Genomic DNA, 14,760 nt, shown 5'->3' with positions numbered 1-14,760 from the left:
TTTAATAGATGATAATTTTTTTAACCAATGTTTGCTGTCCCGTCTCTAATACTAAAACATAAATTCCAGATGATAATGAGGTATTAAAATCTACTTCATATTTTTTCTTTCCTGATTCCTGTTTTTGAATCATTGTATTCTGCCCTGCAGATGAGAAGAGTCTTAAGTTTATGGCACTATTATTTTCTAAATTCACGATTGCTTTAAAATTACCGTCACTTGGATTTGGAGTAACTATAAAATCCAGAACAAATTGTGATGTTGTTCCTGTATTTGGTAATGTTCCTCGCTTTTCAACTGTAATATTCTTGGTATATACCGCATAACATTCTCCCTGTGTCTGCTGTAAGCCAATTGAATATACTCCTGCAGCATCAAATTTTAATGTTATAAATTTTTCCTTCTGTTCTACAATTTTAACTCCTTTAGGAATTACCCAGTCTGTACTTTCTCCAAAAGGGTTACTGGTATTAACTAAAATTACTTCTTCGTCTAAATAGGCTTGAGAGCTCAATAAAAACTCTGCGCTGATTGCCATTTGACTTGTCTTGATTACAATTTCATCTTCACCAATACAACCCAAACCTGAAGTTACTTTTACACGATAAGTTCCGGCTTTTGACACGTTGATTTTTGCTTCATTTGAAGTAAATCCGTTTGTAGATGTCCAGCTGTATTGAGCTTTTGGATCAGCAATTGATGCATTTAAATCTAAACTTTGGTCAATACACAAAGTCCTGTCTGCCCCAATATTTACAATAACCGGTTGTGGATCTTTTAAAACAAATCTTTTCTTGTAAACACAACAATCAGGACAGGTAATTGTAACCTCATAATTTCCTGCGGTAAGATTATTTAAATCTTTGGTAACTGCTCCTGTATTCCACAAATAAGTATAAGGCAGGTTTCCTCCTGTAACATTGAGTTCGATAGATCCATCATTTCCTTGATAACAAATAGGATCTTTAACCGTTTCTGTAGTCAATATTCCGTTAGGATCACCCACAAAAATACTTCCCTGAACCACACATCCTTTATCATCTTTTACTATTACAAAATAATTATTTGTAGTGATATTTTCTATTTTTGATGTTGTTTCACCGTTTGTCCATTCATACGTATAAGGCGGCGTTCCACCTGTTACGTGTGCTTCTGCCCAGCCGTCATCACCAGTTGTACAACCAACATCAAACTTGGTAAAGCTTAATTTTAATGGATCTGGCTGCGGAATATATTTTTCGGCATCTTTTTCTTCAACTAAAACATTATTAACGTAAGTTCCCAGTTTAATTCCGTTGGCATCTTCAATATTCAATGCATAGGTTCCTTCTGAAAGATATTCTGCCGTATCTCCTGTATTATTCCAAAGAGTCCATGAACCGTCTTTTTGTTTTTTCTTCCAAGTATAATAATATGGTAATCCGTTATTTTTATTTACAGGTAACTGAATTCCTCCTTTTACATGAGCTTTTAAAATTCCATCCTGAGATTCATCTCTTTGATTATCTAAAGGATTGGCATCTGTCTCATTTCCAAATTCATTACTTACATTACAAGAAATAGTACGGATAACTTCAAAAGTAACTTCAAGCGGATCCGGATCATCTAATTCTGTTACTGAATTTGCTACTGTACAGCTTGTTTTATTTGTTGCTGCATTGTAATTAGCATCACGAACAGTCAGAGTATAAATTTCTTCTCCAAGTCCGTTTAAAGAAATGGTATAAATGTCATTTACAAAGCTCGTCGTTGTTGTAGTTTGTATTACTCCTTTACTATTTTTCCATTCAAACCAATAAGTATTATCTGCCGCAATAGTTCCACCTGTAACTTCTACTACAATTTTTCCATTTGTTGCTTTGTAAAAACTTGGGTTAACAACATCTTTATACTTTATAGCCAGCGGTTTTTTAGGTTCATTAATAAAAACCTCCGCATAAGCAGTACAGCCTCTTTTATCTGTAACAATTACCCAATAAGTTCCCGTTTTTAAAATGGTATTTTTATCCGATTCAAATTCATTAGACCATTTGTACGTATAATATCCGCTTCCTCCTTCTGCAGTTGCAGTTGCCCATCCGTCATTTCCTCCATTACAAAAAACATCTCCCTTTTCAATTTTTACTGATAATACTGGAGGCTGGTCCATAAACTGAATAGAATCTTTTGCAATCCAATTTCCATTTGTATAAGTACCTAAAATAACATCATTTCTATCTTTGACATTAAGAGCATAATTCCCATAAGAAAGGTTTGAGATAATTGAATCTTGTACACCTAAATCTTTCCAGGTTCCATCATCTTGCTGTTTCTTCCAATAAAAGTAATACGGAAGTCCTCCATTTTTATTTGATGCAAGCGGAGTTCCTCCCGTAACATGTGCTTTCAAAATTCCATCCTGCGATTCATCACGCTGTCCATCATTTGGAGTCGTATCTGTTTTATCTCCATATTCATTTCCTGCATTACAAGAAATAGTTTGAATGACTTCAAAAACAACTTTTAAAGGATCTGGCTGTGTCAGCTTTATTTCAGATTCTATTACAGAACAATTAGTTGTTTGACTTGTCGCCTGATTGTAATTTTTATCTTTTATTGTTAAAAAATAAGAATCTGCAGGTACATTGCTTAAAGTGATTGTATAAACTCCATTTACTACTTCGGCAGTTGGGTTTTGCACCACTCCAGCCGAATTTTTCCATTCGTAATCGTATAACCTTCCATCATTTAATGCAGGATCAAATGCCGTACCTCCTGTAATCTCGGCTACAATTTTTCCATTGCTTGCTCCTGCAAAAGTAGGAGTATCTATTGTAGGATAATTTATTTCAACTCGCCCTGAAGGCTGCGTAATTGTAATGCTATTTTTTATAATACAGCCTTTTGAATCTTCGATTTCAATGTAATATGTCCCTTCAATTAATTGAGATATTTTTTGTGTATCTGCTACTTTATTTCCTCTATTATACCATGAGTATTTATAATCTTTAATACCGTTTTTTTCAATAAGAGTTCCTCCAGTAACATTAACAACTGCCCATCCATTATTACCTTCATAACAAGATACATTTTCAGAATCAAACGATAACACAAGTTTTGCAGGCTCTGAAATTTCTTCTACCTCAGGAATTTCTTTTATTATATCTGTAGTGCTGTATTCTCCTTGTTTTATCCCATTAGCATCCTCAACATTTACAGCATAAGTACCTTTTGGAAGATTTATTGCAACTGAATCTTTAACTTCACTCATCACCTCCCATGTACCATCTGCCAGTTTCTTCGACCAAGTATATATATAGGGTAAACCTCCATTTTTTGTTTTTTCGAATTGAATTCCTCCCTTAACAGCTGCTGTCAAAATTCCATCCGAAAATTTATCAGCATCTGTTTCTAGATTTTCTGTATTACATGAAATAGATTGTGTTTCTGTTAATGTAATTTTTATTTGTTTAGGCTGAGTTAAACTCTCTGATGCTTCAATAACAGAACAGCCTGTTTTATTAGAAGCCTTTCCATAATTTTTATCAGTAACAGTTAACTTGTATTCACCCTCAGGAATATTTTCTAATGTAATATTATAAGTTTTATCTGTTGAGTTATATTGACCTGTGGCAGTTAATATATCGCCTTTACTATTTTTCCATACAAAATCATACGAATTATCATCCTTTATTGTACCTCCAGATACTGATGCTGTTATTATACCGTTTTCTGCTCCATAAAAAGTTGGATTTTTCTTAAAAGTATAATTTAAAGCTAACGGTGATAAAGGTTCTGATATGGTTTCGGTCAAAACTTTTGTATTAGCACCTTGTTTTGCTATACAGCCTTTCTTGTCTTTAACTATTACACTATAAGTTATTGACGGTTTTACAACTGGAAATAAACCTGTTAAAACTTCTTTTGTACTTTTCACGTCTGTAAAAGGAATCCAGGAATTACCATTGTCTAATGAATATTGGTATCCTTCTCTACTACCTCCAGATGCATTAATTGTTAATGTACCATCTTTACTGCCATAACAATTAACGTTTGTTGGGGTTAAACTAAAATCTACGGGTGTGGGCGAAGTAACATCAAAAATATAAGGATGTTGTGGATCAATTGGAGGATTGGTATTATTTCCGTTTATGGAACCAATAAAACTAAGTGCATATTTTCCAGCAGCAAAATCACAGGGAAATTTATAGCTGTTAGTATTATCCAAAACAATATTTTCATCATCTTGTGATGAACAAAGAACTTCCATAGGAACTCCTTTTTCATCTAATTGCATAATAGAAAAAGTAAATTTTTCTTTATCAATCAAAGGTCTGTCAAACTTAACAACCAATTTACCATCTGCAGAATCAAAACAAGTGGTTTCAACTGCTGGTACTGAACTCATTAAAGGAGCCGATTGTCTAATAATATAGTTAACAGGAGGCGAATAAGTATTACATGCTTTTTGTCTAAAATAAATAGTCTGTCCGTGATATTTTCCAGCATCAGCCAAAAGAGATTTAGCGCTTATTGTAACCTTATCCGAACCATTTAGCCCTGCCGGAAAATCAATCCAATCGTTAGGATTTGAAGTTGGATTTAAAGTATACTGCCAATTGTATTCAGATCGTGCAAAACCTGTATTAGAATATATTGTAATAGGTGTATCTGTCGGCAGAGCATTATCAGCCCCTTGAATAACTTTCAATTCAGGAATATTCTCAATTGTCAGCTGGTCTTCCCACCATCTAACAATATCATTATAAGACGTTAAACATGAAAAAGCTGCTGTACTCTCTTTTGCATCATCATTAAATGAACCGTTACCTCCACAGCCTCCCAGACTTCTTTTCCAGTTTCTTGAAGAAGTAACTCGAATTTTTGTTGGTATACTTGTAGCGAGTACATGAAGTGTATTGGTATAAAAAGTATAGCTGTTAGAAGGAATAGAGCTTAAATCCTGACTTATTATCTGCCTTGGACCATCATTGTAAATTAAATTAACTCTAACATCATTTCTACAGCTCCCTCCATAGCTTCCGCCTCCTGGTTTAATATACAATTTCGCGATAACCGAATATGTACCAACAGTTTGTGAAAACCCAAATACTGAAATCAATAAAATAACTAATAAGTAAAATTTCTTCATAGGCTTAATATATAACGGTTAAAGTCTCTGCTTTTGCCGGACTATCACTCTCCAGATTTGGAATTAAATGATACTCGTATTCCTGATTAATTTTTAAATTTTTATCTTCCAATGTAAAAATATTGCCGTTTAATTCTCTCCATAAAGTTGGTGGAGTTCCTTTTACATTTTTATAAATACTTAGTCCTGTTACTTTGCTTTTATTTTTAGCATAATCCCAAGAAAGAACTATTTTTTTATTTTCCCTGTCTGCTGTTCCCTGTAGGAATGTAATTATTTTTACTGGTGTAAAATTTAATACACTGACTGTTACTGTAGAATGATCCAGCGATGACCAAAGATTACTTTTATCCTTAGCCAAAATTGCATATTGATAGGTTTTTCTATTCTCAACACGGTCATCTGTAAATTCCTGAATAGTATCGTTTATCTGCTTGATCTCCAGCCATTTTTCCTGACCTTTTTCCCTTCTTCTTAAACTATAACTTACCACATCTTCGCTATAGCTTCGTATCCATTTTAAATGTACTTTTCCATCTTTATTCTCATAATCTTTAAAAATAGGCGCTGCCGGCGGAATTTTATCTGGTTTATCCAAAACAAGAATATCAGAAGGGTCAGAGATATTATAACGCATATCTTCGGCTGCAATTCTATAGTATACTTTGCTGTTAGTCATTTTTAAACTCACACTGTCTTTGTACTCTGTACCAACGTAAGATTGATGATAAATATCTACAAATTCCTCGCCTGCATTATTTGCCTTTAAAATTCGATATCCTCGCAAATCTTTTTCGGTATTAGGTTTCCATTTTAATCGAACCGTTCCAAGACTATCAATGACTCCTTCCAGTCCAATAGGTTTAGCGGGCGGGATAGAATCTACAGGCTGTACAAGCATACTTTGAGAAGTTAATCTCTGATTATTTTTCCCAACGACAGAAATTGTAAAATAGTTAGACGGATATAAGTTATCTTTAAAGTTGAGTTTTCTTTCAGCAGGCGGAATAATTTTAGAAACAACCTTGTAAGGTCCTTTATCATTATTCGCTAAATTAATTTCATAACCCTGAATAAATCTTTCTGACTCTTTTGGATAATCCCATTCCAGATTAACTTCGTTTGAATTTATAATGTTATAATCTACTAATCTGGCTGGAGTAACTATCGCTGCAACTCCTGTTACTGTAATTGGTTTTGTTAGTTCTCCTTTTTCTCCAAATGAAGTGATTCCGTATAAACGATAATGATAAACTTTATCATTTACGCTAAGTGTATCAACATAATACATATTTTTAGATGGATGATCATCTTTATCGTTTAAATTAACAAGTGCTGTATTTGATATTGGACTAAAATTTATTCCATCCGAAGATTTCTCGACCATGAATGAAGTATAAATTCTTTTAAAGGTTTCATAATCCCATGAAAGCAATACTTTTTTATCATCAGGAACAGCAATAAAATCAGTTGGAGCAGGAAGAACACTATAATCTTTTAAACCTATCATATAAGAAGACTCTTTAACCTGCGGACTTTCAAAAACGGTTACCTGATAAGCATATACTTCATTCTTTTTTACGTTTGTATCTACATATCCCCAGCCTGCTTTTATTGCGCCTTCAAAACTCATATCTGCAGCATACAAAGCAAATGTATATCGCTGATTCAATTCGTCTGCCATGTTTACTATTTTTGCCAAATCGCCTTCTTTAGCAGAAGTTACTTCAAAACTTTCTCCGTAAATAGATTGTGCAATAATCGCCGCATTGTTATCTTTTTGAACAACATCCATCCAGGAATCTAAAGGTTCCGGGGTTAACGGTTTTGGGGTAAGAAGTGTTTTTTCTGGCTTAGACAAGACATTACCATCTCTTAAAACTGTACTTCTGGTAATTATAAATCCTTTTTTATTTGCTTTCTGCCATTCGGCTGGAGAATTAACAGCCCAGCGAATTAAGATTTTATCTTTTTGTGCTCTGGCATTAACCATAACAGCAGCGCGTTTAGTCTGCGAATATGATATTGATATAAATAATAAAAAGAAAAAAAGAAACTTATTTAGGGACATTTAGGATGTAATTATTTCCATGTTAAAAAAAGCAAAAATAATATTTTATATAAATTAATAAAGATAATTCACACAATAAAAAAAAAAATTGCCAGACCATAAGCAACAAGGGTTCAGCTATTTTCTACAGGTAAGAAAATTCATTTATATAACAATAAAAAATAAGAAAAATCAAACAATTTAAGAGTCAAAAAAAATTAAAAATTGATCCTAATTTTATTACAATAACCATATTTAACAAAAAACTGAAAATACTTCTCAAAATTAAAATGCAGACACAAAAAAACCGTCCTTAACAAGAACGGTCATCTTAAATATTTTTAGATTTTCAGCTACGCTCTAAACAAAGCATATTTATTGTAGTTAAATAAAACCTTATCATAAGGAACATAAAGAGAAACAATTTTCTCTGATGATTCGTCAAATTTTATTCCGTTATGTTTTCTAAATAAATAAATTTCTTTTAAACAGTTTGAAAGACTTTGGTGAATTTCACTTGTAAACGTTGGCAGTTTTTTATCTCCAACCAATAAATCAATTTGATAATTAGAACTGCTTTTTGAAAGGTTGTTTCCAATAATTCTTAGTGTAAATGTTGTTGCCTTTCCGTATTGTTCACCCTGATATTGTAGTGTCATAATTTTAGAGTAAAAGGTTAATATTTTGTTCTCAGCTTAATTTAGAATTGAATCTAATTTTAAAGTTATAAAAAAAATTGACTGCTTTAAAACTAAAGTCAAATTTATTGATGCAAAGTTAAAATATATTTTAAAGTCCGGATAAATTAAAAATAAAAAAGCCGTATTTCTACGGCTTTTTCGCAATTAACTAAATATATTTAATCAACTTGTTTCAACGAGTAAAATTCATTCATAAGCACGATTAATTTATGGTAATATTTTCATTTTTTCTTTCTTCGTTTATGTCCAGCAAAAATGGATTTCCATTCTCGTCAAACATTGTCATATTCAAAGAATCCAGCACAGTTAAACTTCTTGAGACCGAACCTTTGAATTTATTGTAAGAAAGATTCAATTCAGACAAGTTAGATAACTTTTCTAATTCTTTTGGAATCTTTCCTTCAAAATTATTGTTGAATAAACTCAGGTTTTGTAAAACACTTAAATTCATAATATCAGAACTTAAATTACCCGAAAATTTATTACTGTTTAAAAGAAGTACTTTTAAAGTTGCAATTTTATAAAGCGAATCAGGCAGTATTCCTTCAATTTCATTATCAGACAAACACAGAATTTGTAATTGATTCAACTTCCCTATTTCAGCTGATAGTTCTCCCTTTAAATTGTTTTTATGCAAATCTACAGTTACCAAATTTACCAGATCAAAAAACTCAGCAGGCAGTTTTCCCTGCAGATTATTATTGGATAAATTTAAAGCTGTGACTTTTCCATTTTCAGTATGAACTCCATACCATGTTGAAACTGGCAACGATAAATCCCATTTAATTTTCCACTGCAAACCATTAGTCGCGTGATATAATTTTATCAGCACCTCTTTCTCTTTATCTGAAACAGTATCTGCAAAAGTATTAAGAGAAAAAACAAATGCTAAAAAAAGTGTTGCAAAGCTTTTCATAACTAGACTTGGGGACTATGTTTTTCTTGCATCAAAATTAGATAATTACAAGATATAAAGCATCGCATGTCAATAAAGTGTTGATAAATAAAAAATAAATAAGATTTTTCCCTCTTTTAAAATATCATCTTTGTTCTTCTTTTTTGATTAATTTTGAAACAACTAATTATAAAAACCTAATATCATGGAATTTAACTTTTACGCATTACTCACCGCTGCGGTTGTAACTTTACTTGTTGGTTTTGCCTGGTATCATCCAAAAGTTTTTGGATCAATCTGGATGAGAGAAAGTAACCTTACCGAAGAAGATCTTAAAAAAGGAAGCATGCTCAAAATTTTTGGGCTTACTTACATTTTCTCACTCATGATTACAATGACTTTAATGTCACTAACCATTCATCAGTCTGGAGCAATAGGCATGGTTGGAGGTCCGCCTTTAATTGCTAATGCAAAACCTTCTTTTGCAGCTTTTATGGCCGATTACGGAACGGCTTACCGCACTTTTAAACACGGTGCTTTGCATGGTTTTATGTCAGGTTTGTTTTTTGCTTTACCAATTATTGGAATCAACGGTTTGTTTGAAAGAAAATCCTGGAAATACATTTTCATTCATGCCGGATACTGGATTGTTACGCTTACTTTAATGGGCGGTATTATCTGCGGATTTGCATAATTTACAAATATATAAACCCGTTTGAAAACAAAACCCAAACGGGTTTTTCTTAATAATAACTTAAAGAAAGTCAGTTATTATAAATATTATCTAATTTTGAAAAAATTAGCGCACACTTTTGAATACAACTTATTCTTTTCAAATCTACAACAGCACATCTTCACTGCCTTCAGAATGGAATTTGCTGGCCTCAGACAACATTTTTTTAACACGTGAATATCTGGAAGTACTCGAAAATTCTTGTCCGGTAAATATGATCTGTCATTTTATTGGAATTTTTGAAGAAACAAAACTCATTGGAATTGTTTTAACCCAATTTTTATTTGCCGAAAAACTAGAGTCTTTTGGAGAACGTGATCAATGCTTAAAAACTTCTGTCCGTAATTTTGCTCTTAAAAATTTTGCTTCACATGTTTTATTCATAGGAAACAATATGCTTACTGGTCAAAATGCTTTCATTTTTGATAAAAATATAAAAGAATCAAAAGCTGTCAAAACGCTTCATAAAGCCATTAATCAACTCAAAAAAGATTTAAAAGCAAGCGGTAAAAAAGTTCATATAACCAGTATAAAAGATTTTACCGCCAAAGAAATCGAACCGCTTCAAGCTGAATTCAAGAACAATTATACGTTTTCGACACAGCCCAATATGATTTTTGAAATCAATGAAAACTGGAAGTCAGAACAGGACTACATTGATGCACTTTCAAAAAAATATCGTGATCAGTATAAACGCGCCCGAAAAAAATCTGAAGGAATAGAAAAACAGCAGATGTCTTTGAGTGATATTAGAAAATATGAAGATGTTATTTACGACTTGTATTTTCATGTGGCTAAAAATGCGCCTTTCAACACCTTTTTTCTGGCAAGAAATCATTTTAGTTTTTTTAAAGAAATCATGAAAGAAGATTTCTTATTGTATGGTTATTTTTTAGATGAAAAACTAATTGGTTTTAATACTTTGATAAAAAACGGAGAGATCATGGATACTTATTTTTTAGGTTATGACGAAAGTATTCAACGCGAAAAAATGCTGTATTTAAACATGCTGTACGACATGATTGCGTATTCTATTAAAAAAGGTTTTAAAGAAATTGTTTTTGCCAGAACAGCGCTTGAAATTAAAAGTTCTGTTGGTGCAAAACCAGTAAAAATGTACGGTTTAATAACGCACAGCAACGCACTGATCAATCATAACATTGCCAGATTTTTTAATTACCTTGAGCCTAAAACAGAATGGCAGGAACGTAATCCGTTTAAATAAAGATATTTAATTGATTACGGAACCGCCAATTTCATCTGCTTATGCAAAATATGAATTTCTAATGATTTCTGCGCACCGCAATATTCACCGTCTATTTGAAAATGAACCGGATAATCTGTTTTTATTTCTGCCCTGTCTGTAGAAATTATCACAATATCGTCTGAATCAATAGGCATATTTCCGGTTATAATTTTTCCAATTAAAAGCAAATCCAGACTTTTCAAAATTACCAATTCAAACTTTCCGTCGTTCATTGCTCCATTTGGATTAATGATTACGCCTGTTCCGTATTTTTGCGAATTGGCAATTACAATCATTCTTGCAACGTGTTCGACAGTTTTATTGTTTGCGGTAATAGAAGCTACAAACGGTTCTTCAGATTCCGTTAAGGTTGTAAAAGCCTGTAAAGCGTAGCCCCAAAAACCACGTACATCACTCTGCTCGTAGTTTTTTACCAGATTAGCATTCAATCCAAGATCGCTTAAATGGATGCTTTTTTTACCATTAATGCAAATCATATCCATCTCGATATAATGGTTTAGAAAAGCTATTTTTAGGTTCTCCTCGATTCCGGCAGGCAGATTCAGATCTACCGAAAGTCCGTTTGCCGAACCAGCCGGCAGAATCCCAATAATTACATCGTGGTCTTCCATGGCTTCAGCTGCCATTTTTATAGTTCCGTCACCGCCCGCAACAATAATTCGTTCCGGCTGATATTGCTTATAAAGGGCCTGTATTTCTCTCTGATCATTTTTGCCGGTCGTTTCATAAACTTCCAGATTAAAGTGATTTGTAGCTGCAAATTCCTGAACCGCCTCGATTAAATCTGATTTATCAAGATCGCCCGAAATGGGATTTACAACAAATATGATATTCTTTTTCAACTCTTTTATTTTTAAAAACCAATTAAAATAATTAATTTACAGTATTATATAAAAGTACGCAATTAATGAAACCAATTTTACAATTATATCGAGGTTATGCCAATGAAGAAGAATTAATTGTGATGGGGCATGTTTTCAAAAGAACGTATAACTATGATTTCCAGAAGAAAAACCTAAAAAATGCACGTTCAATAATTAATCAGTTTAGGATAAAAACAATTGAAAATTTTGATGTTTATCTTAAATGCAACAATCAGGAAATCCACACTAAAACTCTGGATGACGGCTATTTTAAGTTCTGTATTCCGCTAGAAAAAGAAACTCATTTTGGATGGATGGAATATCAGGTGAGCATAAAATACGGAGGTAAAACCATTACCTGCAATGCTAATTTTATACGCCCGCATAAAGGAAATCTTGGAATTATCTCTGATATTGATGATACTTTTTTGATTTCGCATACGCGGAATATTTTCAGGAAAATGTACATTTTACTTTTCAAAAATGTAAACGACCGAAAAGTTTTTAAAGATGTTGTACAACATTATCAAGCTTTGAGTTCGGCAGGAAGAAATAATATGGGCGAAGAAAATGCTTTTTTTTATGTTTCGAGCAGTGAGTGGAATTTATATCGATTTATTGCAAAATTCACTAAAATACACAAACTCCCAAGAGCCGTTATTTTGCTGAAAGACATTAAAAGAGGAATTACTGATTTCTTTATGAGCGGACGCGGTAATCACGATCATAAGTTTGACAAAATAAAACATGTTTTAGAGTTTTATCCCAACTTAAAATATGTTTTACTTGGAGATGATTCCCAGCATGATCCTGTTTTATACGAAAGAATCTGCAAAATATTTCCAGTAACTGTGATCGCAGTTTACATAAGACAAACTGGAAAAACCCAAAAAAAAGCGGTTAAAAAAATTATGAAGAATTTAGAATCGCTGGATGTTTCTGTCTGCTATTTTAAAGAAAGCAGTGAGGCGATTGCACATTCTAGGTCTATTGGGGTCATTAAATAGCTTTGTTGAGAATACAGCATACTGATCAAACTGGTTTGAACAGATTTTTTATTTTTTTGACGTAAAAAAAACCTTTGTCAAAATTTAAAACTTTAACAAAGGTCTATATCTGTTTAATTTACTGAAAACTGTGACTGAAACTAATTAAGCATTAAAACTATCAATCTCCTCCTGAACAATTTCCCAATCTATAAGCAATTGTTCCAGGTCTTCTTTCTTTTTGTTGTAAGCCGTAAAAAACGATGCGTCTTCGATGTGTTTATCGTAATTCGTTTCGAGCATTTTATCGTCGTGCTGAATGTCTTTTTCTAACTGCTGAATCTGACTTTCAATTTTGCTTAATCGGTTTTGAAGTGCTTTTCCTTTTTTCTGATCTTCGTAAGATGCTTTTGTAGTTTCTTTAGGAGCTGTTGTTTTTACAACATCTTTTTTCTCCACTTCTCGCATGTTTTCAAGATTACGCTGTTCTAAGAAGAAATTAATATCGCCAAGATATTCTTTGATCTTTTGATCTTTAAATTCGTAAACAATATTCGACATTCCCTGTAGAAAATCTCTATCGTGAGAAACTAATAATAATGTACCGCCAAATTTTTGAAGTGCCGCTTTTAAAACGTTTTTAGATTTAATATCTAAGTGGTTCGTAGGCTCATCCATCAACAGAACGTTAATTGGCTGCAATAACAATTTACAAAGCGCCAAACGGTTGCGTTCTCCTCCAGAAAGTACTTTTACTTTTTTCTCTACATCATCTCCACGAAACAAAAATGACCCCAGCATATCACGTACTTTCATACGATTTGTATCGGTTGCTGCATCTTCCATAGTTTGAAGCAATGTAATTTCACCATCCAGATATTCTGCTTGATTTTGAGCAAAATATCCTAATTGTACATTATGTCCTAATTTAATAGTTCCATCATACTCAAATTCGTTAACCAAAGCTTTAATGAAAGTCGATTTTCCTTGACCGTTTTGTCCAACGAATGCAATTTTACTTCCTCTTTCAACCAATAAACTGATATCTTTTAGAATCGTTTTGTCTCCGTAAGCTTTTGTAACATGTTCTGCTTCAATTACAACTTTTCCAGGTTCTTTTGAAACTGGGAAAGAAATATTCATTACAGAATTGTCATCTTCATCAACTTCAATTCTTTCTACTTTATCTAACTTTTTAATCAACGATTGCGCCATTGAAGCCTTTGAAGCTTTTGCACGGAACTTCTCGATTAATTTTTCTGTCTCTTCAATTTTTTTCTGCTGATTCTTTTGAGTGGCTAATTGCTTTTCACGTATTTCATGACGCAATTCTAAATACTGCGAATATGGTTTATTAAAATCGTATGCTTTTCCTAAAGAAATTTCAATTGTTCTATTGGTAACATTATCCAAAAACATTTTATCGTGCGATACAATTACCACAACTCCCGGATAATTGCGAAGGAAATTCTCTAACCAAATAATACTTTCGATATCTAAGTGGTTGGTAGGCTCATCCAGAAGCAATACATCATTTGCCTGCAATAATAATTTTGCCAATTCGATACGCATTCTCCATCCTCCGGAAAATGTTTCAGTTTGGTTATTAAAGACTTCTCTTTTAAAACCTAGTCCTAAAAGAATTTTTTCTGTATCTCCAACATAATTATAACCGCCAAGAAGTTCAAAACGATGTGTATAATCAGATAAATCTTCAATAATCTGACTGTATTCTTCACTTTCATAATCAGTTCTTGTAACTAATTGATGATTGATTTGTTCCAGTTTTTTTTCTACAACCTTAATTTCTGTAAAAGCTTCATACGCTTCTTCCAATACAGTCCTTCCTTGTTCAAAATCAATGTCCTGGCGTAAAAACCCCATTCTGATATCTTTCTCTTGTGAGATAACACCTGAATCTGGTGCAAAATCTCCTGCCAGCATTTTAAGCATTGTAGATTTACCAGCTCCGTTTTTACCAACAAGACCAACTCGGTCTCCGGCTCCTAAACGAAAAGTAACTTCTTCAAATAAATATGTTCCTCCAAAAGAAACGGAAAGATTGTGTATATTAAGCATAATTTATAACTATTGTTATCAGCAGTAAAGGTTGAAAAATCGTACCTTTGTTTAA

Annotated in this window: 9 protein-coding genes; 3 read left to right on the top strand and 6 right to left on the bottom strand. The window is 32.7% G+C overall.

Features of this window, described 5'->3' with window-relative positions; translation table 11 throughout:
* Position 1 precedes the first annotated feature (1 nt).
* The 4 genes from ACTJIW_RS19410 to ACTJIW_RS19395 form a co-directional block, all read right to left on the bottom strand.
* Positions 2-5,131 carry a T9SS type A sorting domain-containing protein gene (locus ACTJIW_RS19410; RefSeq protein ID WP_440714389.1) on the bottom strand — a complete coding sequence of 1,710 codons (5,130 nt, stop codon included), beginning with the start codon at positions 5,129-5,131 and terminating at the stop codon, positions 2-4.
* A 4-nt stretch (positions 5,132-5,135) separates the two neighbouring features.
* A complete protein-coding gene (locus ACTJIW_RS19405; protein WP_440714390.1) occupies positions 5,136-7,124 on the bottom strand; it encodes a fibronectin type III domain-containing protein in 1,989 nt (662 codons plus the stop codon).
* Positions 7,125-7,534: 410 nt separating this feature from the next.
* Entirely contained in the window at positions 7,535-7,840 is a 306-nt protein-coding gene (locus tag ACTJIW_RS19400) for a hypothetical protein (RefSeq protein ID WP_121362154.1), read from the bottom strand.
* 244 nt (positions 7,841-8,084) lie between these two features.
* On the bottom strand, positions 8,085-8,798 hold the full coding sequence (locus ACTJIW_RS19395) for a leucine-rich repeat domain-containing protein (RefSeq protein ID WP_440714391.1): 714 nt from the start codon (positions 8,796-8,798) through the stop codon (positions 8,085-8,087).
* Between the two features lie 184 nt (positions 8,799-8,982).
* On the opposite strand from ACTJIW_RS19395, the gene ACTJIW_RS19390 reads away from it, so the two are divergent.
* Positions 8,983-9,471 (top strand): DUF1761 domain-containing protein, encoded by a 489-nt coding sequence (locus ACTJIW_RS19390; RefSeq protein WP_012023940.1) that lies wholly within the window; start codon positions 8,983-8,985, stop codon positions 9,469-9,471.
* Between the two features lie 118 nt (positions 9,472-9,589).
* Positions 9,590-10,735, top strand: coding sequence for a peptidogalycan biosysnthesis protein (locus ACTJIW_RS19385; protein ID WP_440714392.1), 1,146 nt, complete (start codon positions 9,590-9,592; stop codon positions 10,733-10,735).
* A 14-nt stretch (positions 10,736-10,749) separates the two neighbouring features.
* Here the strand turns inward: ACTJIW_RS19385 and ACTJIW_RS19380 are convergent, their stop codons facing one another.
* Positions 10,750-11,619 (bottom strand): diacylglycerol/lipid kinase family protein, encoded by an 870-nt coding sequence (locus ACTJIW_RS19380; protein WP_012023938.1) that lies wholly within the window; start codon positions 11,617-11,619, stop codon positions 10,750-10,752.
* A gap of 65 nt (positions 11,620-11,684) precedes the next feature.
* Here ACTJIW_RS19380 and ACTJIW_RS19375 point away from each other — a divergent pair, with 65 nt between their 5' ends.
* Positions 11,685-12,647: an App1 family protein gene (locus ACTJIW_RS19375; protein ID WP_012023937.1), complete on the top strand. Its 963-nt coding sequence runs from the start codon at positions 11,685-11,687 to the stop codon at positions 12,645-12,647.
* Positions 12,648-12,791: 144 nt separating this feature from the next.
* Here ACTJIW_RS19375 and ACTJIW_RS19370 read toward each other — a convergent pair whose 3' ends face one another.
* Complete coding sequence (locus tag ACTJIW_RS19370; RefSeq protein ID WP_440714393.1) at positions 12,792-14,705, bottom strand: ABC-F family ATP-binding cassette domain-containing protein; 1,914 nt, start codon at positions 14,703-14,705, stop codon at positions 12,792-12,794.
* Positions 14,706-14,760 lie beyond the last annotated feature (55 nt).

The sequence above is a fragment of the Flavobacterium sp. 22659 genome (assembly GCF_052044235.1).
Classification (GTDB): Bacteria; Bacteroidota; Bacteroidia; order Flavobacteriales; family Flavobacteriaceae; genus Flavobacterium; species Flavobacterium johnsoniae.
Note: the sequence above shows the minus strand (reverse complement) of the source record. Positions and strands in the feature narration are given on the sequence as shown.

Excerpts from the sequence above, each read along its gene's own strand:
- ACTJIW_RS19410 (WP_440714389.1), bottom strand. The coding sequence starts at position 5,131 with ATGAAGAAATTTTACTTATTAGTTATTTTATTGATTTCAGTATTTGGG.
- ACTJIW_RS19405 (WP_440714390.1), bottom strand. The coding sequence starts at position 7,124 with ATGGTTAATGCCAGAGCACAAAAAGATAAAATCTTAATTCGCTGGGCT.
- ACTJIW_RS19400 (WP_121362154.1), bottom strand. The coding sequence starts at position 7,840 with ATGACACTACAATATCAGGGTGAACAATACGGAAAGGCAACAACATTT.
- ACTJIW_RS19395 (WP_440714391.1), bottom strand. The coding sequence starts at position 8,798 with ATGAAAAGCTTTGCAACACTTTTTTTAGCATTTGTTTTTTCTCTTAAT.
- ACTJIW_RS19390 (WP_012023940.1), top strand. The coding sequence starts at position 8,983 with ATGGAATTTAACTTTTACGCATTACTCACCGCTGCGGTTGTAACTTTA.
- ACTJIW_RS19375 (WP_012023937.1), top strand. The coding sequence starts at position 11,685 with ATGAAACCAATTTTACAATTATATCGAGGTTATGCCAATGAAGAAGAA.
- ACTJIW_RS19370 (WP_440714393.1), bottom strand. The coding sequence starts at position 14,705 with ATGCTTAATATACACAATCTTTCCGTTTCTTTTGGAGGAACATATTTA.